General features: G+C 69.0%; 19 protein-coding genes. 18 read left to right on the top strand and 1 reads right to left on the bottom strand.

The features are described 5' to 3' along the window. Positions 1-27 precede the first annotated feature (27 nt). On the bottom strand, positions 28-1,377 hold the full coding sequence (gene pdxR / locus QFW96_RS10610; protein WP_281455398.1) for a MocR-like pyridoxine biosynthesis transcription factor PdxR: 1,350 nt from the start codon (positions 1,375-1,377) through the stop codon (positions 28-30). Between the two features lie 159 nt (positions 1,378-1,536). Here pdxR and QFW96_RS10605 point away from each other — a divergent pair, with 159 nt between their 5' ends. From QFW96_RS10605 to rplB, 18 genes are all read left to right on the top strand, one after another. Further along, entirely contained in the window at positions 1,537-2,085 is a 549-nt protein-coding gene (locus QFW96_RS10605) for a YbaB/EbfC family nucleoid-associated protein (protein ID WP_281455397.1), read from the top strand. A 15-nt stretch (positions 2,086-2,100) separates the two neighbouring features. Beyond that, complete coding sequence (locus QFW96_RS10600) at positions 2,101-2,409, top strand: ESX-1 secretion-associated protein (RefSeq protein WP_281455396.1); 309 nt, start codon at positions 2,101-2,103, stop codon at positions 2,407-2,409. Further along, positions 2,406-6,938 (top strand): hypothetical protein, encoded by a 4,533-nt coding sequence (locus QFW96_RS10595; protein WP_281455395.1) that lies wholly within the window; start codon positions 2,406-2,408, stop codon positions 6,936-6,938. The genes QFW96_RS10600 and QFW96_RS10595 overlap by 4 nt, the downstream gene beginning before the upstream one ends. Positions 6,939-6,945: 7 nt before the next feature. Then, positions 6,946-7,299, top strand: a complete 354-nt coding sequence (locus QFW96_RS10590; protein ID WP_281455394.1) for a hypothetical protein — start codon at positions 6,946-6,948, stop codon at positions 7,297-7,299. Further along, the gene (locus QFW96_RS10585) at positions 7,296-9,323 is read left to right on the top strand and encodes an ADP-ribosylglycohydrolase family protein (RefSeq protein ID WP_281455393.1); all 2,028 of its coding nucleotides are present in this window, start codon (positions 7,296-7,298) and stop codon (positions 9,321-9,323) included. Before QFW96_RS10590 ends, QFW96_RS10585 begins: the two co-directional genes overlap by 4 nt. Before the next feature lie 72 nt (positions 9,324-9,395). Further along, complete coding sequence (locus QFW96_RS10580; RefSeq protein ID WP_281455392.1) at positions 9,396-10,454, top strand: ADP-ribosylglycohydrolase family protein; 1,059 nt, start codon at positions 9,396-9,398, stop codon at positions 10,452-10,454. Then, entirely contained in the window at positions 10,406-10,921 is a 516-nt protein-coding gene (locus QFW96_RS10575; RefSeq protein WP_281455391.1) for an ADP-ribosylglycohydrolase family protein, read from the top strand. The genes QFW96_RS10580 and QFW96_RS10575 overlap by 49 nt, the downstream gene beginning before the upstream one ends. Positions 10,922-10,939: 18 nt before the next feature. Next, complete coding sequence (locus tag QFW96_RS10570) at positions 10,940-14,674, top strand: ADP-ribosylglycohydrolase family protein (RefSeq protein WP_281455390.1); 3,735 nt, start codon at positions 10,940-10,942, stop codon at positions 14,672-14,674. Next, positions 14,671-16,107 (top strand): glycohydrolase toxin TNT-related protein, encoded by a 1,437-nt coding sequence (locus tag QFW96_RS10565; RefSeq protein WP_281455389.1) that lies wholly within the window; start codon positions 14,671-14,673, stop codon positions 16,105-16,107. The genes QFW96_RS10570 and QFW96_RS10565 overlap by 4 nt, the downstream gene beginning before the upstream one ends. Positions 16,108-16,614: 507 nt before the next feature. After that, the gene (rpsL, locus tag QFW96_RS10560) at positions 16,615-16,989 is read left to right on the top strand and encodes a 30S ribosomal protein S12 (RefSeq protein WP_009948619.1); all 375 of its coding nucleotides are present in this window, start codon (positions 16,615-16,617) and stop codon (positions 16,987-16,989) included. Then, complete coding sequence (gene rpsG, locus QFW96_RS10555; RefSeq protein WP_093414201.1) at positions 16,989-17,459, top strand: 30S ribosomal protein S7; 471 nt, start codon at positions 16,989-16,991, stop codon at positions 17,457-17,459. The genes rpsL and rpsG overlap by 1 nt, the downstream gene beginning before the upstream one ends. Before the next feature lie 97 nt (positions 17,460-17,556). Then, positions 17,557-19,659, top strand: a complete 2,103-nt coding sequence (fusA, locus tag QFW96_RS10550; RefSeq protein WP_281455388.1) for an elongation factor G — start codon at positions 17,557-17,559, stop codon at positions 19,657-19,659. A gap of 204 nt (positions 19,660-19,863) precedes the next feature. Further along, entirely contained in the window at positions 19,864-21,057 is a 1,194-nt protein-coding gene (tuf, locus tag QFW96_RS10545; RefSeq protein ID WP_281455387.1) for an elongation factor Tu, read from the top strand. Positions 21,058-21,567: 510 nt separating this feature from the next. Further along, complete coding sequence (rpsJ, locus tag QFW96_RS10540; RefSeq protein WP_009948626.1) at positions 21,568-21,873, top strand: 30S ribosomal protein S10; 306 nt, start codon at positions 21,568-21,570, stop codon at positions 21,871-21,873. Positions 21,874-21,908: 35 nt separating this feature from the next. Next, positions 21,909-22,559 (top strand): 50S ribosomal protein L3, encoded by a 651-nt coding sequence (rplC, locus tag QFW96_RS10535; protein WP_281455386.1) that lies wholly within the window; start codon positions 21,909-21,911, stop codon positions 22,557-22,559. After that, the gene (gene rplD / locus QFW96_RS10530; RefSeq protein ID WP_281455385.1) at positions 22,559-23,242 is read left to right on the top strand and encodes a 50S ribosomal protein L4; all 684 of its coding nucleotides are present in this window, start codon (positions 22,559-22,561) and stop codon (positions 23,240-23,242) included. Before rplC ends, rplD begins: the two co-directional genes overlap by 1 nt. After that, on the top strand, positions 23,239-23,538 hold the full coding sequence (gene rplW / locus QFW96_RS10525; protein ID WP_093414194.1) for a 50S ribosomal protein L23: 300 nt from the start codon (positions 23,239-23,241) through the stop codon (positions 23,536-23,538). Before rplD ends, rplW begins: the two co-directional genes overlap by 4 nt. 31 nt (positions 23,539-23,569) lie before the next feature. Then, positions 23,570-24,403 carry a 50S ribosomal protein L2 gene (rplB, locus tag QFW96_RS10520; protein WP_093414192.1) on the top strand — a complete coding sequence of 278 codons (834 nt, stop codon included), beginning with the start codon at positions 23,570-23,572 and terminating at the stop codon, positions 24,401-24,403. Positions 24,404-24,411 lie beyond the last annotated feature (8 nt).

The following is a 24,411-nucleotide window of genomic DNA, read 5'->3' as shown; positions in this document are numbered from 1 at the left end:
GGCGACGCGCAGTGTCGCCCGATCGAGTCACCGCTCCAGGACGGTGACCAGCGCTCGCAGTGCGGGACGGAACGCGTGGTCCGAGGGTGCGGCGTACCCGACGATCACGCCGGGCGGGTGCGCACCGGGAGCGACCCAGTGCGGCCCCAGCACCTGGAGTTCCACCGAGTGCTGCCGCGCCCTGTCCAGCACCTCGCCTTCCGTGGGTCCTTCCGGATCCAGCTGCAAGGTCACGTGCAGGCCCGCCGAGATCCCGGCCGGGTGCGGCCGGTGGTTCGCACGCATCCCGCGCAGCGCTTCACCGAGCTGCTCGCGGCGCTGTCGGTAGGTGGCGCGCGATCGGCGGACGTGCTGATCGTAGGCCCCCGACAAGATCAACTCTGCCATGGCCAGCTGTTCGAACAGCGGTGCGTGCAGACCGCTGTTGCGCTTGAGCTCGCGCACCGGCTCCACCAGCCGCGACGGCAGCGCCAGCCACGCCAGGCGCAGCGCCGGGGCCAGCGTCTTGCTCGCCGTCCCGGCGTAGACGACGTTCTCGGGCGCCATCCCCTGCAGCGACCCCACCGGCTGCCGGTCGAAGCGGAACTCGCCGTCGTAGTCGTCGTCGATGACCAGCAGGTCCTCGTCCTTGGCGCGGCGAGCCAGCTCGGTCCGCCGCGCGGAGCTCATGCTCACGCCGAGCGGGAACTGGTGCGCCGGGGTCACCACCACGGCCCGGCTCCGCAGCCGCGACACGTCGATGCCCTCGGCGTCCACCGGGATGCCGTGCACGGCCATCCCGAACCCGGCCGGGATGTCCCACAGGTGCGGCGCGGACGGGTCCTCGAAGTCCACCGACGTCTCGCCCAGATCCGCGAGGGCATTGCTGAGCAGCGACAACGCCTGGGTGTAGCCGTTGCAGACGATGATGTTGGCCGGGGGCGCGGCCACCGCCCGCTCGCGCGCGAGGTAGTCGGCCAGGGCCTCCCGCAACCGCGGGTGACCCTGCGGGTCGCCGTAGTCGAGGTCGTCGGTGGGCGCGTCGCGCAGCGCCCGGCGGCTGGCCGCCAGCCAGTCCCGGCGCGGGAAGGCGCTCAGGTTCGGCCGCCCCGGACGGAAGTCCCAGCGGGCCACCTCGGGCTCCGGCTCGGCCGATGCGGGTTCCTCGGGAGCGGGGGTGGCGAGCAGCTCGGCGACGACCGTGGGCGCGCCCTGCCGGGCGATGAGGAAGCCCTCGGCGGCGAGCTGGTCGTAGGCCCGGGTGACGGTGCCGCGCGCGATCCCGAGCTCCTGGGCGAGCGAGCGGGTCGAGGGAACCCGGCTCCCGGCGGCCAGCGAACCGTCGCGGATGGCGGCCCTGAGGGTCTCGGTCAGCTGCTTGCTGTCCGGCCGAACCAACGCAGCGAACCATCCCCCCGTCACGGTCCCGACCTTACATTCCGGGTTCCCGGACGGCGTGATCCTCGCCTCGGGCGGGAAAGTTCGGATCCGGTCTACCGGCACACGATCGGTTGATAACGTGCTCATCCGCTGGCCAGTTGATCGACGGGGAGTGCTGTGGCGGAGGACTTCGGCAGGGACATCGGCGCCGCCGAGCGGATGGTCCGGGAGTGGCAGGACCGCGCGGCGGAGAAGGCCGAGAAGTTCACCCGGCTGCAACAGCAGGTCGAGAACATCGCGGTGACCGAGTCCTCCCGCGATGGCGCGATCCGGGTGACCGTCGCCTCCAGCGGGATGCTGCAGGACCTCCAGCTCGCCGACAACGCCGACAACCGCCCCATGGCCCGGCTCGGCGCGGACATCATGCGCCTCGTCCAGCAGGCGCAGGCCAAGATCCCCGGGCAGATGCAGCAGGCCGTCGAGGACACCGTCGGCATGGGTGATTCGGCCGCTCAGCACGTGCTCGACCAGGCCCGCAGGCACTTCCCGGAGCCGCCTCCGGAGGAGGAACCGCCGGCGCGCGGCGGGCGCAACGAGATCCGGACGCCCGTCGAGGACGCCGCCCAGCCGCCGCGCCGCCCCCAGCCCCCGCAGCAGTCCCCAGGTCGTCGTAGGCCGGACGACTTCGACGACGAGGACTTCGGCAACGGCTCCTTCCTGCGCTGATCTGGGGGATCGCACATGTCTGACGAGATGAGCGTCGTCATCGAGAACCTGCGCACCCACGCGTCCAAAGTGGATGGTGTGGTGGATCAGCTGAGCACGGCGGTCGACGCCTCGCAGCAGGTCTCGCTGGACAACAGCGCCTACGGAGTCCTGTGCCAGCCGTTCGCGCAGATGATCGACATCGCCGAGCAGCAGGGCGTGGACGCGGTCCGCGAAGCGGTGAAGTCGATGCAGCAGATCGCCGATGACGTGCGCACGACCGCCGAGGACTACCAGGAGATCGACGACCGCAACAGCGAGATGATCCGCGGGGTGCAGCCGTGAGCAACCCGCTCGTCGAGAAGCAGCCGGAGAGCGACGACGGCTTCATCACCAAGGGCACCGGCGACCAGGGCTGGGCGGCGGGCATCGGCATCGCCGAGTCCGTCAACGACGTCTCCAGCCTCAACGAGGGGTCCAGCTGGGTCGAATCCGGGCTCGCCTACGGCGGTCTCGCGCTCGAAGGCATCAGCATGGCCGTCGACCCGATCGGCACGCTGCTGTCCTACGGGCTGTCCTGGCTGATCGAGCACGTCCAGCCGCTCAAGGAGGCCCTCGACTGGTTCGCCGGCGATCCCGACGGCGTCGCCGCCTACGGCAAGACCTGGGAGAACGTCTCCAAGGCCGTCGAGGAAGCCGCGAGCCAGTACGAGGACGCCGTCAAGGCCGACACCGCCGACTGGACCGGCGCCGCGGGCGACGCCTACCGGCGGACCGCCGCGGAGAAGGGCGAAGCGCTCGCGGGCGCGGCGAAGCTGGCGGGCACCATCAGCTCGGTCGTGACGGTCATGGGCGAGGTCGTCTCGTTCGTCCGCGAGTTCGTCCGCGACCTGGTCGCCGACTGCATCTCGCGGCTGATCACCTACGCGCTGGAAGCCCTGCTGCCGCCGATCGCCTCGCTGGCCTGGGTGGTCCCGCAGGCGGTCGCGTTCATCTCCAAGACCGTCAGCAAGATCGCCGACGTGGTCAACAAGCTGATCAAGACGATCAGCAACGTCTCCCCGAAGCTCGCCAAGCTCGCCGAGGTCTTCGGCGACATCATGAAGACCCTGGGCGGCAAGGCGAAGGCCGGAGCGGGGGCGGTCAGCAAGGTCGCGGAGAAGCTCGACGTCGCCGAGCACCTGGCCGCCAAGTCCTGGAAGAAGATCGACGAGACCTTCGGCACCGACGTCGTCGGCCGTCACAACGCCAGGTTCGGCGGGCCGGACAGCCCGAACGCCCCGGACTCGGGCGACGACGGCGGTTCGCCGTCCGCGGAGGGCGGCCGTTCGTCGTTCCAGGGGGATGCGTCCACGCGATCGGGGTCGACCTCGGACGGCGGTTCGCAGTCGGAGGGGGCTTCGGGGGCTGGTTCGGCGCAGTCGGATTCGAGTTCCGGGGGCAGCGGTGACTCCGGCTCGGGTGCGTCCGGCGACCCGGGTTCGAGCGGGTCGGCCCAGTCGCGCTCCAGCTCGGATTCGCCTTCCGCGCAAGCGGATTCGGGTTCGGGTCACGGTGACGCGGGATCGCAGTCGCGGTCGAGCTCCGATTCGGGTCAGTCGGGTTCGAGTTCTGCTGATGCGGGGCCGCAGTCGCGTCCCGACTCCGGTTCGAGCCGGCCGGATCCGGGTTCGAGCCACGCTGACGCGGCTTCGCAGTCGCGGACGGATTCCGGTTCGGCGCAGGCGGATTCGGGTTCGAGCAGGTCGAACGTCGATCCGGGATCGCAGTCCGGTTCGGGTTCCACGCACTCGGGTTCTGGCGGTGCGACGCACACCGACGCCCCTCGCGGCGACGCCGGATCGCCGTCCGCGCAGACACACACGGGTTCCGGCGGTTCGACTCCCGACGCCCAGCGCGCTCCCGCGAACACCTCCGCAGCCGGCGTCGACGCACCTGCCAGGCCGCCGGAGGCCGCCGCTCCGCAGTCGGCTCCGTCCGCTCCGCGCCCGGACCAGCCGTCGAGCGCGGCTCCGGCCGGAGCCGCGAGCCCGTCGGCCCCGTCAGGTGGTTCCCCGTCCGGTGCCGCGCCGTCGCCGCGCGGCGCGGGACGCCAGGGATCGGGCGGGTGGACCGGCACGTCCGGCCATCCGGGCGCCGCGCACACCCCGAACCGACCCCGCGCGGACGCGCCGAACCGCCCTGCGGCGTCGCGTGCGGACGCGCCGAATCGTCCTGCGGCGTCGCGTGCGGACGCGCCGAACCGGCCCCACGTCGATGCCCCGAGTCGGCCGCGCGTGGACGCCTCGGCGCACGCGCCGCGCGGCGGGCATGGAGCCCCGAGCCCGTCGCGCGCATCTCAGGCTCGCCCCGGCGCCCCGGTGCACCGCCAGACCGCGGCCCCACCCCGCCCGGAGCACTTGCGCACGGCCGAGGCGCCCCGCACGCCGATCCCCGCCCAGCGCACCCCGGAAACGCCGAACAGCCTTTCTGACCAGCCCAAACCCGACCAGCCGAAGCCGTCGACGGCGGAGTCGATGGCGGCCGAGACCCCGCCGAAGGACTCGTGGCAGGCCGGCCACCACAAGGCGTCGCACACGCCGCGCCTCGACATCTCGGACGAGCTGCGCGAGAAGCTGGGGCCGCGCCGTCGCGACATCGAGGCGAACACGGCCGGGTTGTCGTTCACCAGGCCGCCGAAGGAGCACTACTTCGGCCGCGCGGAGTGGGCCAACAAGCGGCCGCGCTGCTCGGTCGACCCGAACCGCTTCACCGTCGAGATGCACGGCGGACCGAACGGCGTGAGGTTCAAGGACCTGGACCTCGACGCCAAGGAACTCGCCGAGATCATCAAGGGCTCCCCGGGCTACAAGGACGGCACCCCGGTCCGCCTGGTCTCGTGCGAGACGGGCGCCGACGTCCCCGGCGGCAAGAACTTCGCCCAGCAGCTCTCCGAGGAGCTCGGCGTCGAGGTCCTGGCCCCGAACAGCAACGCGTGGGTCGACAACTACGGCAACATCTACGCCAGCGAAACCCGAGCCAAGTTCGACGAGGACGAGTCGGGCACCCCGCACCCCCGCCTGGACTCCCCGGGCGAGTGGACCGCCTTCCGCCCGGACGGCACCAAAGCAGTCCACACCAGCCCCTACCCACCCGGCCACAACCCCGAGTGGACCCGAGGAGGAGTACAAGCAGAACACGCCCAACGACGAGGCTTCTTCCGCCGACGACTCAAGGAAGAAGACTTCGCAATCGACGCGGCCACAGGCCACGACTACAGAACCGGGCCACCGGGCCCCCACCCACCACCACAGCAGCCGAACCACGCCTACAACCCGCAACAACAGCAGGCTTACAGTCCGCAGCAACAGCAGGCTTACAGTCCGCAACAGCAGCAGGCTTACAACCCGCAGCACCAGGCATATAACCCGCAGCAGCAGTACCAGGCATATACCCCGCAGCAGCACCAGGCGTACAACCCGCAGCAGGGATTCCAGCAGCAGAACGTCCAGCCTCCGCAGAGCCGAGGGTTCGCGCAGCACCCGCAGGGCTACGCGCAGCCCGGGCCGAATCAGGGGCACCCGCAGCACGGATACCAGCCGCAGGGTTATTCGCAGCAGGGACCGGCACAGCCCTACGCTCAGCCGAACGCTCCGCAGCACTACTCGGCTCAGCCGCACCAGGGCTACCAGCAGCAGGGCGCCCCGCAGGGATATCCGCAGCACGCCGCTCCGCAGCACCCGGAGCAGGCGGGCGGCGCCTACCCGCAGCAACCGCAGCACGTTTCCCAACAAGGTGGCTACCCGCAGCAGCCCCAGTACGCGAATCCGCAGTATCCGCAACACGCCGGATATGGGCCGCCGCAGCACCCGCAGGGCGGCCGCCCGCCTCAACAGCCAGCCCCCACACAGCCTCGGCAAAACGCGCCACAGGCCCAAGGGAATCCGGTTCAGGGTGGGCAACCGAACGCTTCCCCATCAAGCAGTCCGCAACAGCGGTGGAACGCACCTCAGAGCACCCCAGCTCCGCCGGTAAGCGGGCGCGCAACGGGATCTCAGCAGACCGCCTCCCATCGTCCAGTGGCGTATTCTGAGGCTCCGGGCCCGAACTTTGGAACTCCGCGAGTCGACTCCGGCGCGGCGAGCTTCCCGCCTCCTCCGGATGTGACCCCGCCGACCCGATCCTATGACGACTTCCTGAGCGACAACGGGTTCGAACAGGGAACGTTGCTGCCGGACGGCCCGGACCCGGATGTACCTGGACTCGGTGAACGCAATCCGCTCGACGAGCTCGACTTCTTCGGCGACAGGGACTTCCGCGCGACGGCCGAGGACCACTCTGCCCTTCGGCAGCTCGGCAAGGTGCTGAGTGATGCCGAACTCCAAGAGATCCGAAGCCGACGGCCGGATATCGAGCACATCACCGACGAGGAACTTTCCGCGATGTACCTCTACACCGGTATGGATCACCAGTACTGGAACGAGGCGCTCCGCGGCGGAGACGTCGAAGAGGTGCGCAGGTATGAGACCGTGATTCGCAACGCCGTGTCGGGTATGAACAAACTCCCGGACTGGACTGCGACTCCGGATGTCCCCACGGTTCACCGTGGCATTTTCATCGATTCCTGGAACATGGAAGATTTCCTGGAGCGGTATTCGGATGGCGCAGAGGTCACGGAGAACGCCTTTACGAGTTCCTCGAAGGGGGATCCCTTCCCCGGAAATGTCGAGTTCGTGATCGAGGCACGTGAAGGTAAAGACCTCGAGTTCCTCAAGCCGTATGGGGGAATGCGTGAGGTGGCGTGGCCCCCAGGTAGCCGTTTTGCGGTCAGTAGCAGAAAATTTGATGAGGAAACTGATAAGTGGACGATCTACCTGACTGATCTTGGGCGGTGAGGTGGTCTTGGATGAAGAAGTTGTCTGGCCGCCGAAGGGTCGCTTCGAGCTGCTGAGCAAGGAGTTCAGCGACGGGCTGGGGAAGTGGGTCGTCCACCTGCGGGACCGTGGGACCGAGCCGCTCAGTCATGAGGAGCTCGTGCGGAAGTACAGCGCGGATTGGAGCAAGCTCCCTCCGGAGAAGAGGGAGGCTCTGGAAGCTTCAAGGGAGTGGATGCGCGAATTGCATCGCAGTGGGCGTCAGGGGACTCCCAAACCGGGGGACAACTTCCCCATCGGGCTGGATGACAACTTCAAGCCCTTCCCCGCCAAGCGGAGGCGCGACGCGGAGGGCGCGGTCGAGGACGGAGAAGCGGGATGAGCCAGCAGGGGCCGACGACTGCGCTTGAGCGGGCCATCGAGCGGTACGCGAGTGATCCTGAGGCGATCGATCAGGTGTACCGGGAGTTCCTGATCGCCAAGCTGTTCCTGGTCACGTCGGAGGACTCGGCGGATCCGGTGATGGTCAGCGTCGAGGGCCAGGAGAAGCAGCAGGTCTGGGTGTGCACGAACAAGAAGGCCGTACCGGACTTCGCTCCTGGCACGACCGTCGTGAACGGGTACCAGCTCTTGCCGATGCTGCCCGAGTTGAACGTGCATGTCGCGACCGGTCCTGACGCGCAGGACGTGATGCTGATCGGTTCACGGGCGATTCTGCAGTCGGCGCCCGAGATCACCGATGAGTTGCGAGCCGCGGCACAGCAGCAGCCTGGTACCTGGATCGCTGTGCCGGACCGCATGTACCAGGGGCAGCCGCGCGACAAGGTTCCCGAGCACGCGTTCGTCGGTGAGTACTGGGTTGACGATGCCGGCGCCGTGACGGGGCAGTACCGGCCGAGCTCGAAGTACAAGCCGTCTCCACTGACGCTCGGGTTTCCGGAGCCGGTGAGCATGCTCGAGAAGGTCCTGCACCTGCACACCGCCGGCTACGTTTCGACCGGCGCGCTCGTGACCGTTCTCGCGGACAGCGACTTCGCGCTGGTGGTCGAGGAAGACGGGGCCGCCCCGATCTTCCCGCTCGGCGGCAGGAAGGTTCTGTTCGGTGCGTCGGCGGTCAAGTACGTCCCGGATTTCGCGAAGGGGGCGCACAAGGCCAACCTGGCCTCGATCGAGCCGTTCCTGGACGAAGCCGGTCTCGTGCTCGACATCGCCACGCGGCACCAGGCATTCATCGAAGGCTCGGTGCTCAAGCAGGAACTCGAGAAGCGCCGAGCTGCTGGGCAGAACCCTCAGCCCGCTGCCGTTCCTGCGGAGCCCATCAGTGCCCAAGAGCGGTTCCTCGGGGCCATGCTCGGTGGGGCGATGGGGGATGCGCTCGGTTATGCCGTCGAGTTCAACGACATCGACATGATTCGGCGGCATCACGGGGCTGATGGCGTGACGGGTCCGGTGTTGCGTGACGGGGTTGCTCAGGTCTCCGATGACACGCAGATGATGCTGTTCACGCTGGAGGGGCTGATCCGGGCGCACGTGGCTCGGCGGATGCAGCCGCGGGACAACGATCCGGTTCCCGAGGTGCAGCACGCGTATCAGCGCTGGTACCACACGCAGGGACCGGAGTGGCGCACCTCGGGCGGGCCCTACGCGCAGCACCTGCAGCGGCCGGACGGCTGGTTGATCACCAACCGGGACCTGTTCGCGTCGCGGGCCCCGGGCAGCACGTGCATGTCGGCGTTGGCGAACTTCGCGCAGACGGGCGTTTTCGCGACTCCGCAGCACCGGATCAACAACTCCAAGGGCTGCGGTGGGGTCATGCGGGCGGCGCCGGTGGCGGCGTGGTCGAACGATCCGAGCGAGGTCTTCCTGGTGGCGGTGCGGACCGCCGCGCTGACCCACAGCCACCCGAGCGGGTTCCTGTCGGCCGGTGTGCTGGCGGTGATCGTGCACCAGTTGCTGCGCGAGGTCCCGCTGCGCGATGCGGTCCGGATGGCGCGGGACCTGTTGACGCGCTGGCCGGAGCACGAGGAGCAGCTGCAGGTCCTCGACCGCGCGGTGGCCCTGGCGGAACGCGGTCGCGTGACACCTGAGGAGCTGAAGGCCGAGCTCGGCGAAGGCTGGGTCGGTGAGGAAGCGCTCGCGATCGGGCTCTACGCCGTGCTGGCCACCGACACCCTGCGCGATGCGCTGCTGCTGTCGGTGAACCACTCCGGCGACTCCGACTCCACGGGCATCGTCTGCGGCAACATCGGCGGCGCCCTGTACGGAAACCGCGCCATCCCGGCGGACTGGCTGCAAACCCTGGAACTCCGCCAGATCATCGAAACCATCACCAACGACGCCCTCGCCGAGTTCAGCCCCGGCCCACCCACAGACCTCTCCTGGCCCCAGCGCTACCCGGCCTGGTGATCGTTCGAGGTACGGATGGTTGTGATGGGCGGTACAGGGCCTGAGACCGCCGGCAAGCCGGTGAGGCGCCCCGTGCTGGGCGACGGGGAACTCGTTGCGGAACGCGCGCAGCGATTCCTCGGTGCTGTTGTCGGAGCGATGATCGGGGACGCGCTCGGACACCGGGTCACGTCATCGGGTTGGCCGAAGAACGGGGAACGGTTCGGTGCACCGGGTGCGACCTCGTTGGAGCCAGGCGCCGAAGAGCCGCCGATGTCGGACGGTCTGGTGACGCTGGCTCTGTCCCTGGATGGTTTGATCAGGTCCGATCGCGCATTGGTTCGTGGCTTGGATCCGATGGCCGAGTTGCGGGCTACCTACGCTCTCTGGTCGTCGAGTTCCGCTGAAGCCCAAGGACAGTCCGGTTGGCTGGGAAGGCACCTGCCACCCCGGATTGCCGGATCGCGTGCTGTGGCGGCTGTCGCCGCAGGTCTTTCCGGGCGCCCTGCGGGCTTGCCCGAGTTCCTGTACTCGGCCATTCCCGCAAGTGTGTCCTCTCTGGTCAGTCGAGAGGTCATCGAGCATGTGGGGCGGGTGTGCGGTGTGCTCGGGATGTGTGGTGAGTCGGTTCAAGCAGCTCAGGCTCTTGGGGCGATTCTGCAGCAGACTGTGATGACCAAGAACTACGTCCGTGGATTCGACCAGGTCATCGAGGTTGATGCCGATGAACTAGGTGCTGGGGACGCAGAGCTGTTGCGTCTCATGCGGGCCGCTGATTCCTTGGCATCGCCTGGCATCGCACCTGAGCAGATCGAGACGTTGGGAGACGGTTGCAGACCGTTCTCGGCGCTGGCGATCGCCGCGTGTGCGGTGCAGTCGGGGGGACTCGATTTCGACGAGGTGCTGCGGATCGCGGTCAGCCACTCGGGCAACAGCGTGGTGACCGGGGCGTTGGCGGGAGCCATCGGAGGTGCGAGTTTCGAAGGTCTTGGCGGCATCCCGGCGTACTGGGCCGAGGGGCTCTCGATGTCGGCCAAGCTGGTGTTCAGACTTTCCCAGGACGTTCCGGAGCAGCTGAGGGAATTCCCGAGGGATGATGATGAATGGGATCAGCGCTTCCCGCTCCTGAGTCGGCCGGGGTGCTGGCCGTGATCGTCCACCAGCTTGTCCGCGAGGTGCCGCTGCGCGATGCCGTGCGGTTGGCGCGGGAGCTGCTGACGCGGTGGCCGGAGCACGAGGAGCAGCTCCGGGCGCTGGACGAGGCCGTCGCGCTCGCCGAGCGCGGACCCGTGTCACCTGAGGAGATCGCGCAGGAGCTCGGGGGTGGTTGGGTCGGTGAGGAGGCGCTCGCGATCGGGCTCTACGCCGTGCTGGCCACCGACGGACTGCGCGAGGCGCTGCTTCTTTCGGTGAACCACTCGGGGGACTCGGACTCCACCGGAATGGTGTGCGGCAACATTGGCGGGGCGCTTCACGGGGCTCGGGCCGTTCCGGCGGAATGGTTGGAGACCCTCGAACTGCGCGGACTGGTCGAGACCGCGGCCCGGGACGCGCTGGCGGAGTTCAGCCCCGGACCGCCCTCGGATCCGGGGTGGGCGCAGCGCTATCCCGCCTGGTGAGCAATTGAGGAGAAGGCGATGACCGACCCGCAACCGCAGCTGAGCTGGGCCGATCGTTTCCGCGGGGCGCTGCTCGGCGGTGCCGTGGGCGACGCCCTCGGTGCCGGAGTCCGGCACACCTCGACCGCCGAGATACAGCAGTGGTTCGGGCCGCGCGGCGTCGTCGACTACCTCCCCGTCTACGGGCGGCGCGGGGCCGTCACCGACCTCACGCAGCTCACCGTGTTCACCCTCGAAGGACTGCTGCGCGCGAAGGCCGAGGGCTGCACCGGCTTACCCACCGAGTTCGTCCTCGCCAACCACCTCCGCTGGCTGCACACCCAGGGCGTGCCGTGGGAGTACGCGATGGCCGCGTTCGCCGCGACCGAACCCGCGCCGACCAGCTGGCTGCTGGAACGCCGCGAGCTGTACTCCACCCGCAACCCGGCGGGCTTCTCGCTCGGACTGCTCGGGCGGATGGCCGCGCGATACCCCATCGGCCCCGACGGCCGACCGCAACCCCCGGTCGTCGTCGACGGCTCCGCCGACCACTCGGTTCTGGCCGCGCCCGCGATGGTGTGGTCGAACGTGCCCGAAGGCGTGTACGCGGCGGGCGCGGGCATCGCGAACCTCTACACCTCCGGCGCCAACACCGTCGCCGCCTCCGGGCTGCACGCCGACGTGCTGGCGCAGCTCATCCGCGGCATCCCGCTGTGGGACGCGGTCACCCAGTCCGACCAGCGTCGGCTCAACGCCGCCTACCGCGTCGCCGGGGTGCCCGCCGACGTGCGGCGGACCGTGCACGCGGCCATGTTCGTCGGGCAGCGCGGCGGCGTCCCCGGACCGCTGGACATCGACATCGAGTTCGACGTCGTCGACAAGCCCGGAGAGCTCGGCATCGCGCTCGCCGCCGTCGGCAGCACCCGCAACTTCGCCGACGCCGTGCAGGTCGCCGTCAACAACTCCGCCGACAGCGCCGTCACCGGTGCGCTCGCCGGACAGCTCGCCGGCGCCGTCCACGGGCCCGGCGGGATTCCGCGGCAGTGGCTGGACGAGCTCGAACTCCGCGAGGTCATCGAGACCCTGTGCGGCGACGCGGCCGAGGCGTTCGCGCCGCCGCCGCCGCCGCAGTGGGCGCAGCGCTACACGCGCGGACCGCAGCCGACCGGGCCGCGGCAGATCCCCGCCGGGCCCGCCAAGACCGTCGAGGGCTCGGCCGAGCAGACGATGGTCATGCCCGCGATCAAGGACGACTCGCCGCCTCCCGCGCCGGAACCGCCGCAAGCCGCTGCGCCCCAGGTCGCTGCACCCCAGACCGTCGCGCCCCAGACCATAGCGCCCCAGTCCGCCGCACCGCGGCCCGTCGCGCCGGAACCGCCTGTGCAGGAGGAGGTTCCGCGGTTCGACGGCCGGATCGGTGCGCCGACGTTCCCGGCGCCCGTCGAGGAGCGGCCTGCTGCCCAGAACTCGGTCGAGCAGTATTCGGTCGAGCAGAAGCCGGTCGAGCAGCTTCCCGCCGAGCGGCCCGTTCAGGAGGCCGAGACGACCGCGGTCTTCGCCGCGATCGGTTCCGAGCCGGAACCCGAGCGCGCGCCGGTGGACCTCGAACCGCGCTACCGCACGCCCATCGACCTCGACCCGGGTGAGGCCGAGGAACCCGAGCCGGAGGTCGAGGCGCCCGCGCCGATCCCCGAGACTCCCCGCGTCGACCTCGAACCGGATCCGGAGCCCGAACCGGAGCCGCTGGTCGAGGCCGAGCGCGACCCGGAGCCCGAGCCGGAACCCGTGGTTGACCTCGACCCGGAGCCGGTGGTCGAGGCGGCCGCCTTCGATCCGGGGAGCGCGTCCGACCCGGAGCCCGAACCGGCGAACGACCTCGAACCGGAGGCCGCCGAGCCGGAGACCGATCTCGAACCGGAGGTCGAGCCCGAGTCGGACGTGGAGACCACCGACGTCGTCGAAGCCATCCGGGACGTCGACGCCGACCCCCGGGAAGCCTTCGACCCCGAACCCGTGACCGACCCCGAACCCGTGACCGATACCGAGCCCGTGGCCGATACCGAGCTCGCCGAATTCGAGCCCGCCGACGAGCCCGAGCCCGCCGACCAGTTCGAGCCCGCCGACGACTTCGAGCCGGCTGACGCCGAACCGTCCGGTTCGACCGTGGTCGACGTGAGCGGCATCGGCTCGCCCTTCGACCTGATCTCCGTTCCCGAGCGGGGCGAGAACGAGCCGGAGCCCGACGCCCGCTTCACCCGGGACTCCGACCCGGAGTTCCGCTTCGCCGACGCAGACTCCGAACCCGCGCCGATCGACCTCACCCCGGACCCGGACGTGCTGCCCGGCGTCGCGAAGCCCCCGGAGATCTCCGCGGAGCCCCCGGAGATCTCCGAGGAACGGGAGGAACCCGAGGGAGCGGAACCGGCGCACGACAACACCGAGACCGAAGAACCGCAGGTCACCGAGATCCTTCCGGCCTCGGGTGGTCGTCGCGTGCACGCCAAGAGCGACGGTCCCAGCGACGCTGAGCCGTCGCTGACGGAGCGAGTCCTGGGCTGCTTCCTCGGCGGTGCCCTCGGTGACGCGCTGGGCTCGGACCTGGAGTTCACCAACGCCGCGCAGATCACCGAGCGCTTCGGTCCCTCCGGACCCGACGGCCTGCGCGAGGCCTACGGCGTGCACGGGGCGATCACCGACGACACCCAGATGACGCTGTTCACCGCCGAGGGCCTGATCCGGGGCAGCGTCGCCGCGCGCACGCTCGGCGCCGACGACCCGCTGCCGGAGGTCCAGCTCGCCTACCAGCGCTGGCTGCACACCCAGGGCGTCGAGTGGGACGCGGCCGCGGGCCCGTTCCTCGCCGAGTACCCGGTGCCGGACGGCTGGCTGATCGAGGTGCCGGGCCTGTTCAAGACCCGCGCCCCGGGCAAGACGATCTTCCGCGCGCTGACCGGCTTCGGCGACGGCAAGCCCGCCGGGTCGCTGACGGAGAAGGTCAACGACTCCAAGGGCTGCGGTGGTGCGATGCGCGCCGCCCCGGTCGCGCTGACCTCCACCGACCCGGCCGAGGTGTTCGAGCTGGCCGCGCGCACCGCCGCGATCACCCACAGCCACCCGGCCGGCTACCACTCGGCGGGCGCGCTGGCGGTGATCGTGCAGCAGGCGCTGCTGGGCCGCAGCCTCGACGACGGCGTGTGGCTGGCGCTGCAGGTGCTGGAGACCTGGGACGACCACGACGAGACCACCGCCGCGATCAAGGCCGCCGTGGACCTGGCCGCCGAGGGCGAGCCGACGCCGGAGCGGATCACCGAGGTCCTCGGCGGCGGCTGGGTCGGGGAGCAGGCCGTGGCCATCGCGGTGTGCGCGGCGCTGGTCGCCGGGGACGACGTGCAGCGGGCGCTGCAGATCGCCGTGCACCACGACGGCGACAGCGACTCCACGGGGGCGATCTGCGGCAACATCGTCGGCGCGCTGCAGGGCGTGGGCGCGCTGCCGCTGGACTGGCTGGCGGAGCTGGAGCTGCGCGACGTCATCGAGCAGACCGCCCTGGACTGCGTCGCCGAGTTCGGCCGCGGCGGGTTCCAGCCAGGCCGCGCCGCCATCGACCCGCCGTCCGATCATGACTGGAACGAGCGCTACCCGGTCCGACCGCAGTGGTCGGCCGAACCCGCCACCGTCGGGGCCGAGAGCGGCGGCATCCCGTCGCCGAAGCCGGCGCCGCGTCGCCGCCTCGACGGAGTGGCTCACACCGATACCGCTGAGGGGGACAGTTGATCAACGTCAGGCAGGGTGACCCGTTCCCGGTGCACCCGCCGTTCCCGGCGCCCGCCGCGTTCGGGACCTTCCCGGACCGCTCCGCGGAGCTCGCCGGGCTGCTGGAGGAGCTGCGGGCCGTGGCCGGTTCCACCGAGATCCGCTGCACGGCGCTCGGGACCCGGTACGAGACCGACGCCGGGGACGAGGCGTTCGAACTGCTGCGCCGGATCCGCGACGTCGGCTACACCCCGGACACCGGGGCGTGGACGAGCGCGGTGCTCTCCGGGGGCGAGCTGCGCACCGCCCACGGCGAGCCGCAGTGGCGGACGCCGCCGGAGGACGGCCGCGCCCACCTCGACGAGCTGCGCTTCTACCCGCGCCGCAACCCCGAGCAGTGGCTGCTCGCGCCCGCCTGGGACCACTTCGTCGATGCCGTGACCTACCCGGACGGGGCGACCGGTCCGCTGCGGATGCTGCCGGTGTTCGACGGCCGGGACGCCCAGGGCCGCCCGCAGGTGTTCCGCCCCGCGGTGCCGTGGATCGAGAAGCGCGAGGTCTTCAGCTACCTCAACGGCGGCGAGATCGTGCTCTCGGCGATGTCGACCGACGCCGACGAGCTGGACCCGCAGCGCCGCCCCGAGGTGCCCAAGCAGTTCCACACCGACGGCGTGTTCGTGTGGCCGCAGGCGATGGCCTACTACCTCGAAGAGCACGACATCGCCCCGCCGCCGGAGTTCCTCGACCACATCCGCCGCGCCCGCTACCAGGCGCCGACCGCGGTCGCCGACATCGCCTCGGCGCGGGCCAAGGCGATGATCCTGGCCACCGACCCGGTCGCGATGCTGGCCCGGCAGCCGGAGGAGGCCTTCGCCCTGGTCGGCTCGCACCTGGCGGCGCAGGGCGTGAGCAGCCGGTTCTACAGCTTCGACGAACCGGTGGGCGGCGGCTGGAGCATGCGGCCGGAGCCGGACGGCTGGTGGGCGGTGGAGGCCCACGACGACCGGCCCAACCCCAAGCACCGCTTCCCGGACCCGTGGACGGCCGGCTGCTTCCTCATCGGCGCCATGACCGTCGAGCGCGAGCGCTACCTGCGCGAGCCGGACGAGCCGCTGCTGGACTTCGAGTGCCCGTGGCCGGAGATGGCGGGCGAGCCGCCGCTGTCGGCCTACGACCAGAAGTTCGTGGTCCGGCTGCGGCCCGGTGACGAGGTGGACCGCTTCGGCGAGCCGACCGGCAACACCGCCTACGTCGCGGGCACCACGATCCCGCAGCGCAGCATCGCGCCCGGCGAGCCGCCGGGGCCGTACCACCGCTACCGGGTGGTGCGGGAGTTCGAGGCGATCACCGGGATCGTGCGCCCGGACCACGGCCAGGTCGGCGGAGGTACCGCCTACCTCCTGCCGAACTCGACGAAGGTCCTCGTCGAGGAGGGCTGGCTGGCCGAGGCCTGACCCGCCGACGAGAACGGGGTGTCCACGGGGGACATCCCGTTCTCGCCTGCCGGGAGGCTCTTGTCACACGGGGTAGGGTGGCGGGAGAAGTCGACGCCAGCTCGCACCTCTTCTGCGGCGCACCGGCCGCGCCAGGTGATCGAGCAGGTCAAGGGGACCCCCGTTTTGACCCTCTGAGAACGGGCCGGGTATCTTTGTTTATCGGACCCGACGCCAATCGGGTCGATCCGCATGCCCGTGCATGACGTGGCCGCCCGAGCGGAGGGCCGCGGCAGCGCCGAGGATGTGTGGAACTCTTCCGAAAACCCTCTGGGGTCTACCTCGGTTTCGGCCGAAACGGGCGCTGCAGGGGCCGAGGAGTGGGCGACACGCCCGACCTCGTGGTGCGGGGGAGTCCCGAAACACAGTGCCTGACAGGTGCTCGACGCCCAGGGCACGCCGAAGCTCGAACGAGCGGCTGCTTGGTCGAGTACCTAAAAGACGCGAACGCTGACAGAAAGCCGGTCCATGCCCACCATCCAGCAGCTGGTCCGTAAGGGCCGCCAGGACAAGGTCGCCAAGACCAAGACCGCGGCGCTCAAGGGGAGCCCGCAGCGGCGTGGTGTGTGCACCCGCGTGTACACGACCACCCCGAAGAAGCCCAACTCGGCGCTGCGCAAGGTCGCTCGTGTGAAGCTGACCAGCGGCATCGAGGTGACCGCCTACATCCCGGGCGAGGGCCACAACCTGCAGGAGCACTCGATCGTGCTCGTTCGTGGCGGCCGTGTGAAGGACCTGCCCGGCGTGCGCTACAAGATCATCCGCGGTTCCGCTGACACCCAGGGTGTGAAGAACCGCAAGCAGGCTCGCAGCCGCTACGGCGCGAAGAAGGAGAAGAGCTGATGCCCCGCAAGGGTCCGGCCCCGAAGCGGCCGCTGCACGCTGATCCCGTGTACGGCTCGCCGCTGGTCACGCAGCTGGTGAACAAGGTCCTCGTGGACGGCAAGCGCTCGCTGGCCGAGAAGATCGTCTACGCGGCGCTGGAAGGCTGCCGGGAGAAGACCGGCACCGACCCGGTCGTCACGCTCAAGCGTGCCCTGGACAACGTCAAGCCGACCCTGGAGGTCCGCAGCCGCCGCGTTGGTGGCGCGACCTACCAGGTGCCGATCGAGGTGCGGGCCGGCCGGTCCACCACCCTCGCGCTGCGCTGGCTGACCACCTACTCGCGGCAGCGTCGCGAGAAGACCATGGTCGAGCGCCTGATGAACGAGCTGCTGGACGCGAGCAACGGCCTCGGCGCGAGCGTCAAGAAGCGTGAAGACACGCACAAGATGGCGGAGTCCAACAAGGCCTTCGCGCACTACCGCTGGTGACATCTGGTGGGTCTTGCCCGCCAGCCGAACCGATTCGACAGCTTTGCACCTGTCACCTCGACTTTGCACCTGCTGTTAGGGAACGGGGAAGAATCTCGTGGCACGCGACGTGCTGACTGACCTGACCAAGGTCCGCAACATCGGCATCATGGCCCACATCGATGCGGGCAAGACCACCACGACCGAGCGGATCCTGTACTACACCGGGATCACGTACAAGATCGGCGAGGTGCACGACGGCGCCGCGACGATGGACTGGATGGAGGAGGAGCAGAAGCGGGGTATCACCATTACCTCGGCTGCTACCACCACCTTCTGGGGCGACACCCAGATCAACATCATCGACACCCCCGGTCACGTCGACTTCACCGTCGAGGTCGAGCGCTCGCTGCGCGTCCTCGACGGCGCGGTCGCGGTGTTCGACGGCAAGGAAGGTGTCGAGCCCCAGTCCGAGCAGGTCTGGCGCCAGGCGGACAAGTACGACGTCCCGCGCATCTGCTTCGTCAACAAGATGGACAAGCTGGGCGCCGACTTCTACTACACCGTGAGCACCATCGAGGACCGGCTCAACACCACCCCGCTGGTCCTGCAGCTGCCGATCGGTGCGGAGTCCGAGTTCGAGGGCGTGGTCGACCTCGTCCAGATGAAGGCTCTGACCTGGCGTGGCGATGTCCAGAAGGGCACCGAGTACGCGATCGAGGAGATCCCGGAGGACCTGGTCGAAACGGCGGCCAAGTACCGGGAGAAGCTGGTCGAGGCCGTCGCCGAGACCGATGAGGCCCTCATGGAGGCCTACTTCGGTGGCGAGGAGCTGACCGAGCAGCAGATCAAGGACGGCATCCGCAAGATCACCATCGAGCGCAGCGCGTTCCCGGTGCTGTGCGGTACCGCGTTCAAGAACAAGGGCGTTCAGCCCATGCTCGACGCGGTCGTCGACTACCTGCCCTCGCCGCTGGACGTTCCGCCGGTGCAGGGAACCCTGCCCGACGGCGAGACCCCGGCCGAGCGCAAGGCCAGCACCGACGAGCCGTTCGCCGCCCTGGTCTCCAAGGTCGCGGTGCATCCGTTCTTCGGCAAGCTGACCTACATCCGGGTCTACTCGGGCAAGGCCGCCTCCGGCGCCCAGGTCATCAACTCGACCAAGGGCCGCAAGGAGCGCATCGGGAAGATGTTCCAGATGCACTCCAACAAGGAGAACCCGGTCGACGAGATCCAGGCCGGCCACATCTACGCGGTGATCGGTCTCAAGGAGACCACCACCGGTGACACGCTCTGCGACTCGCAGAACCAGATCGTCCTCGAGTCGATGACGTTCCCGGCGCCGGTCATCGAGGTGGCCATCGAGCCCAAGACGAAGGCCGACCAGGAGAAGCTCTCCACGGCGATCCAGAAGCTCGCCGAGGAGGACCCGACGTTCCAGGTCAAGCTGGACGACGAGACCGGTCAGACCATCATCAAGGGCATGGGTGAGCTGCACCTCGAGGTGCTGGTCAACCGCATGAAGACCGACTTCAAGGTCGAGGCGAACATCGGTAAGCCGCAGGTGGCCTACCGCGAGACGATTCGCAAGTCGATCGAGAAGTACGAGTACACGCACAAGAAGCAGACCGGTGGTTCCGGTCAGTTCGCGCGTGTGATCATCCAGCTCGACCCGATCGAGCAGACGTCCGAGAGCGCGACCTACGAGTTCGTCAACAAGGTCACCGGTGGTCGCATCCCGCGGGAGTACATCCCGTCGGTCGACCAGGGTGCTCAGGACGCCATGCAGTACGGCGTGCTGGCCGGCTACCCGCTGGTCGGTGTGAAGATGACCTTGCTCGACGGCCAGTACCACGAGGTCGACTCCTCGGAGATGGCGTTCAAGGTCGCGGGCTCGATGGCGATGAAGGAGGCCGCCGCGAAGGCGTCCCCGGCACTGCTCGAGCCCATGATGGCGGTCGAGGTGACCACGCCCGAGGACTACATGGGCGAGGTCATCGGTGACCTGAACTCCCGCCGTGGCCAGGTCCAGGCCATGGAGGAGCGCAGCGGTACCCGCGTCGTCAAGGCTCTCGTGCCGCTGTCCGAGATGTTCGGGTACGTCGGCGACCTGCGGTCCAAGACCCAGGGTCGTGCCAACTACTCGATGGTGTTCGACTCCTACGCCGAGGTTCCGGCCGGTGTGGCTAAGGAGATCATCGCCAAGGCAACGGGCGAGTGACCTGCTGGCCGGTTCCGGGTGACCGGGGCCGGCCCAGAGGCGACGCCTCGCGAAAGGCGACCGGGGAGCAATCCCCTCCAGACGGCGGCGAGCGGGACGCGATCCCTCCGGGGTGAGCGATCCGCTCGTCACCTACCCGACAGGACTCCGCCTGGCACAACAAGTCGTACGGCGGAAAGTTAACAAGTCCAGGAGGACAATCCAGTGGCGAAGGCGAAGTTCGAGAGGGACAAGCCGCACGTCAACATCGGGACCATCGGTCACGTTGACCACGGCAAGACCACGCTCACCGCAGCCATCACCAAGGTTCTGCACGACAAGTACCCGGAGCTGAACCCCTTCACGCCGTTCGACGAGATCGACAAGGCGCCGGAGGAAAAAGAGCGCGGCATCACGATTCAGATCGCGCACGTCGAGTACCAGACGGAGAAGCGTCACTACGCTCACGTCGACGCTCCGGGTCACGCTGACTACGTGAAGAACATGATCACCGGTGCCGCCCAGATGGACGGTGCGATCCTGGTGGTCGCCGCGACCGACGGCCCGATGCCGCAGACCCGCGAGCACGTGCTGCTGGCTCGCCAGGTCGGCGTCCCCTACATCCTGGTCGCGCTGAACAAGTCCGACATGGTCGACGACGAGGAGATCCTCGAGCTCGTCGAGATGGAGGTCCGCGAGCTGCTGTCGTCCCAGGAGTTCCCGGGCGACGACGTTCCGGTCGTCCGCGTCTCCGCGCTGAAGGCGCTGGAGGGCGACGCCGAGTGGGCCGACAAGATCGTCGAGCTCATGACCGCCGTCGACGAGAACGTCCCGGACCCGGTGCGCGCCACCGACCAGCCGTTCCTGATGCCGGTCGAGGACGTCTTCTCGATCACCGGCCGCGGCACCGTGATCACCGGCCGCATCGAGCGCGGTGTCATCAAGGTGAACGAGGAGGTGGAGCTCGTCGGCATCAAGGAGAAGCCGCTCAAGACCACCGTCACCGGTGTCGAGATGTTCCGCAAGCTCCTCGACGAGGGCCAGGCGGGCGACAACGTCGGTCTGCTGATTCGCGGTATCAAGCGCGAAGAGGTCGAGCGCGGCATGGTCGTCGTGAAGCCGGGCACCACCACCCCGCACACCGAGTTCGAGGCGCAGGTCTACATCCTGTCCAAGGACGAGGGTGGCCGTCACACGCCGTTCTTCAACAACTACCGTCCGCAGTTCTACTTCCGGACCACGGACGTCACCGGCGTTGTGACCCTGCCCGAGGGCACCGAGATGGTCATGCCGGGCGACAACACCGAGATGTCGGTCCAGCTGATCCAGCCCATCGCGATGGACGAGGGTCTGCGGTTCGCGATCCGCGAGGGCGGTCGCACCGTCGGCGCCGGTCGCGTCACCAAGATCACCAAGTGATGTGACGAGGGCCCGCTTTCCACACGGGAGGCGGGCCCTCTTCTGTTTTGCGTGACTTCGGTCCCGTAAAACGACCCCCGATTTTGGGTGGTGCAGAGGATGTGCCATCCTATATGGGTTGCTCGTTCAGGGCGGCCGGATTTTCCGCGTTGAAGCTCCGGCCGCCCTGGTGCGAGGGCCTCGCGCCCTTGTTCGGTGTTCGGCTCCGTTCTCTTTCGGATTCCGATTCCCCGGCCGCTCGGTCGGCCGAGCAGGGCACAAGAAAGGTGTACGGGCCTCCGGGTCCACCCCATCGGCGACGTTCGAGGGGACCGGTCTGCGACAGCCGGGCGACACGCCCGACCGCGTGTACCGGGCACCTACACACCTGAACAGGGGCGGACTGAGAGCTGTGACGGCTCCCGGTAATCGGGGACGACACCAAGCTGAGGGCCGTGAGGGGCACCGATGGGTGCGCCCTGCACCCAAGTACCTGACCGCGGCACGAGACTAGAGGAACGGCAAGCCACCATGGCGGGACAGAAGATCCGCATCCGGCTCAAGGCCTACGACCACGAGGCGATCGACGCGTCCGCACGCAAGATCGTCGAGACCGTGACGCGCACCGGCGCTCGGGTCGTCGGGCCGGTGCCGCTGCCCACTGAGAAGAACGTCTACTGCGTCATCCGCTCCCCGCACAAGTACAAGGACTCGCGGGAGCACTTCGAGATGCGGACGCACAAGCGGCTGATCGACATCCTCGAGCCGACACCGAAGACGGTTGACGCGCTCATGCGCATCGACCTGCCGGCCAGCGTCGACGTGAACATCCAGTAAGGCACGGCGACGAGGTAGCGGAGAGAACGAGACCAATGTCTGACAGGCAGATCAAGGGGATTCTGGGCACGAAGCTCGGCATGACCCAGGTCTTCGACGACAACAACCGGGTCATCCCGGTGACCGTCGTGCAGGCCGGGCCGAACGTGATCACCCAGATCCGGACCCCCGAGAAGGACGGCTACTCGGCCGTGCAGCTGGCGTTCGGCGCCATCGACCCCCGCCGGGTGAACAAGCCGCGCAGCGGCCACTTCACCAAGGCCGGTGTCACCCCGCGCCGCCACGTCGTGGAGCTGCGCACCGCGGACGCCGGCGAGTACGAGCTCGGCCAGGAGATCAGCGCGGACCTCTTCGAGGCCGGTGCGGTGGTCGACGTGGTCGGCACCAGCAAGGGCAAGGGCTTCGCGGGCACGATCAAGCGGCACGGCTTCCACCGTCAGCCGATGAGCCACGGTGCTCAGGCCGTGCACCGCAAGCCGGGTTCCATCGGCGGTTGCGCGACCCCCGGTCGCGTCTTCAAGGGCATGCGCATGGCGGGGCGGATGGGTTCCAACCGCGTCACCACGCAGAACCTGAAGGTGCACAAGGTCGAGGGCGACAACGGCCTGCTGCTGATCAAGGGCGCCGTGCCCGGCCCCAAGGGCGGCCTGGTGCTGGTGAAGAGCCCCGCGAAGGGTGGTGCGTGATGAGCTTGACGCTCGACGTCCGTACCCCGGACGGCAAGACCGACGGCACCGTCGAGCTGCCGGCCGAGATTTTCGACGCGCAGGCCAACGTGGCGCTGATGCACCAGGTGGTCGTGGCTCAGATGGCCGCGGCTCGCCAGGGCACGCACGCCACCAAGACCCGCGGTCAGGTCTCGGGCGGTGGCAAGAAGCCGTACCGGCAGAAGGGCACCGGTAACGCCCGTCAGGGCTCCATCCGCGCCCCCCAGTTCGCCGGTGGTGGCACCGTCCACGGCCCGCAGCCGCGGGACTACACCCAGCGGACCCCGAAGAAGATGAAGGTCGCCGCCCTGCGCGGTGCCCTCTCCGACCGGGTTCGCGCCGGCCAGCTGCACGTGGTCACCGGCGTTGTCGGCGGCGAGCAGCCGTCCACCAAGTCGGCCAAGACCGCGCTGCGGAACTGGACCGAGGCCAAGAAGGTTCTGGTCGTGCTCGACCGCCACGAGGAGCAGAACTCGTGGCTGAGCCTGCGGAACCTTGAGAACGTGCACCTGATCGACCCGGGTCAGCTGAACACCTACGACGTGCTCAACAGCGACGACGTGGTGTTCACCAAGGCCGCCTACGACCGCTTCGTCGCGGGCCCGGCCAAGGGCCGGTCGGTCAAGGCCGCCGCTTCTTCCGCTGAGGAGGCTGAGCAGTGAGCGCCGACCCCCGGGACATCATCCTGAAGCCGGTGATCTCCGAGAAGAGCTACGGGCTGCTGGAGCAGTCGCAGTACACCTTCTTGGTGGACCCGCGCTCGAACAAGACCGAAATCAAGATCGCCATCGAGCAGATCTTCGACGTCAAGGTCGCCAGCGTCAACACGATCAACCGCAACGGCAAGCGCAAGCGCACCCGCACCGGGTTCGGCAAGCGCAAGGACACCAAGCGGGCGATCGTCACCCTGACGCCGGAGAGCAAGGCGATCGAGATCTTCGGCGGTCCGGCCGCCTGACGGTGCTGATTAGGACGAGGTTTCTTTAGAAATGGGCATTCGCAAGTACAAGCCGACGACGCCTGGCCGTCGTGGCTCGAGCGTGTCCGACTTCGCCGAGATCACCCGGACGGAGCCGGAGAAGTCGCTGATCGTCCCGCTGAACCGCAAGGCGGGCCGCAACGCTCAGGGCAAGATCACCACGCGGCACAAGGGTGGCGGTCACAAGCGGGCCTACCGCCTGATCGACTTCCGCCGCAACGACAAGGACGGTGTGCCGGCCAAGGTCGCGCACATCGAGTACGACCCGAACCGCAGCGCTCGGATCGCTCTCCTGCACTACGCCGACGGCGAGAAGCGGTACATCATCGCGCCGAACGGTGTGAAGCAGGGCGACGCCATCGAGAGCGGCGCTCGGGCCGACATCAAGCCGGGTAACAACCTCCCGCTGCGCAACATCCCCACCGGTACCGTGATCCACGCGATCGAGCTCCGCCCCGGTCAGGGCGCGAAGATCGCTCGTTCGGCCGGTGCCCGGGTGCAGCTGGTGGCCAAGGACGGCCCGTACGCCCAGCTGCGGATGCCTTCGGGCGAGATCCGCAACGTGGACGCGCGCTGCCGCGCCACCGTCGGCGAGGTCGGCAACTCGGAGCACGCCAACATCAACTGGGGCAAGGCCGGCCGCATGCGGTGGAAGGGCAAGCGCCCGACCGTCCGCGGTGTTGTCATGAACCCGGTGGACCACCCGCACGGTGGTGGTGAGGGCAAGACCTCCGGTGGTCGCCACCCGGTCAACCCGAACGGCAAGCCGGAGGGTCGTACCCGTCTCCGCAAGCCGAGTGACAAGCTCATCGTCCGCCGCCGCCGTACCGGCAAGAAGCGCTGAGCAGGGAG

The sequence above is a fragment of the Saccharopolyspora ipomoeae genome (assembly GCF_029952525.1).
In the GTDB taxonomy this organism is placed as follows: Bacteria; Actinomycetota; Actinomycetes; order Mycobacteriales; family Pseudonocardiaceae; genus Saccharopolyspora; species Saccharopolyspora ipomoeae.
This window is presented reverse-complemented; position numbering and strand designations above follow the sequence as displayed.

What these genes read in the sequence shown, in the direction of transcription:
- rplD (WP_281455385.1), top strand. Translation starts at nt 22,559, where the DNA reads ATGAGCTTGACGCTCGACGTCCGTACCCCGGACGGCAAGACCGACGGC.
- rpsJ (WP_009948626.1), top strand. Translation starts at nt 21,568, where the DNA reads ATGGCGGGACAGAAGATCCGCATCCGGCTCAAGGCCTACGACCACGAG.
- QFW96_RS10570 (WP_281455390.1), top strand. Translation starts at nt 10,940, where the DNA reads ATGACCGACCCGCAACCGCAGCTGAGCTGGGCCGATCGTTTCCGCGGG.
- QFW96_RS10585 (WP_281455393.1), top strand. Translation starts at nt 7,296, where the DNA reads ATGAGCCAGCAGGGGCCGACGACTGCGCTTGAGCGGGCCATCGAGCGG.
- rpsL (WP_009948619.1), top strand. Translation starts at nt 16,615, where the DNA reads ATGCCCACCATCCAGCAGCTGGTCCGTAAGGGCCGCCAGGACAAGGTC.
- QFW96_RS10575 (WP_281455391.1), top strand. Translation starts at nt 10,406, where the DNA reads ATGGGATCAGCGCTTCCCGCTCCTGAGTCGGCCGGGGTGCTGGCCGTG.
- rplB (WP_093414192.1), top strand. Translation starts at nt 23,570, where the DNA reads ATGGGCATTCGCAAGTACAAGCCGACGACGCCTGGCCGTCGTGGCTCG.
- rpsG (WP_093414201.1), top strand. Translation starts at nt 16,989, where the DNA reads ATGCCCCGCAAGGGTCCGGCCCCGAAGCGGCCGCTGCACGCTGATCCC.
- QFW96_RS10600 (WP_281455396.1), top strand. Translation starts at nt 2,101, where the DNA reads ATGTCTGACGAGATGAGCGTCGTCATCGAGAACCTGCGCACCCACGCG.
- rplC (WP_281455386.1), top strand. Translation starts at nt 21,909, where the DNA reads ATGTCTGACAGGCAGATCAAGGGGATTCTGGGCACGAAGCTCGGCATG.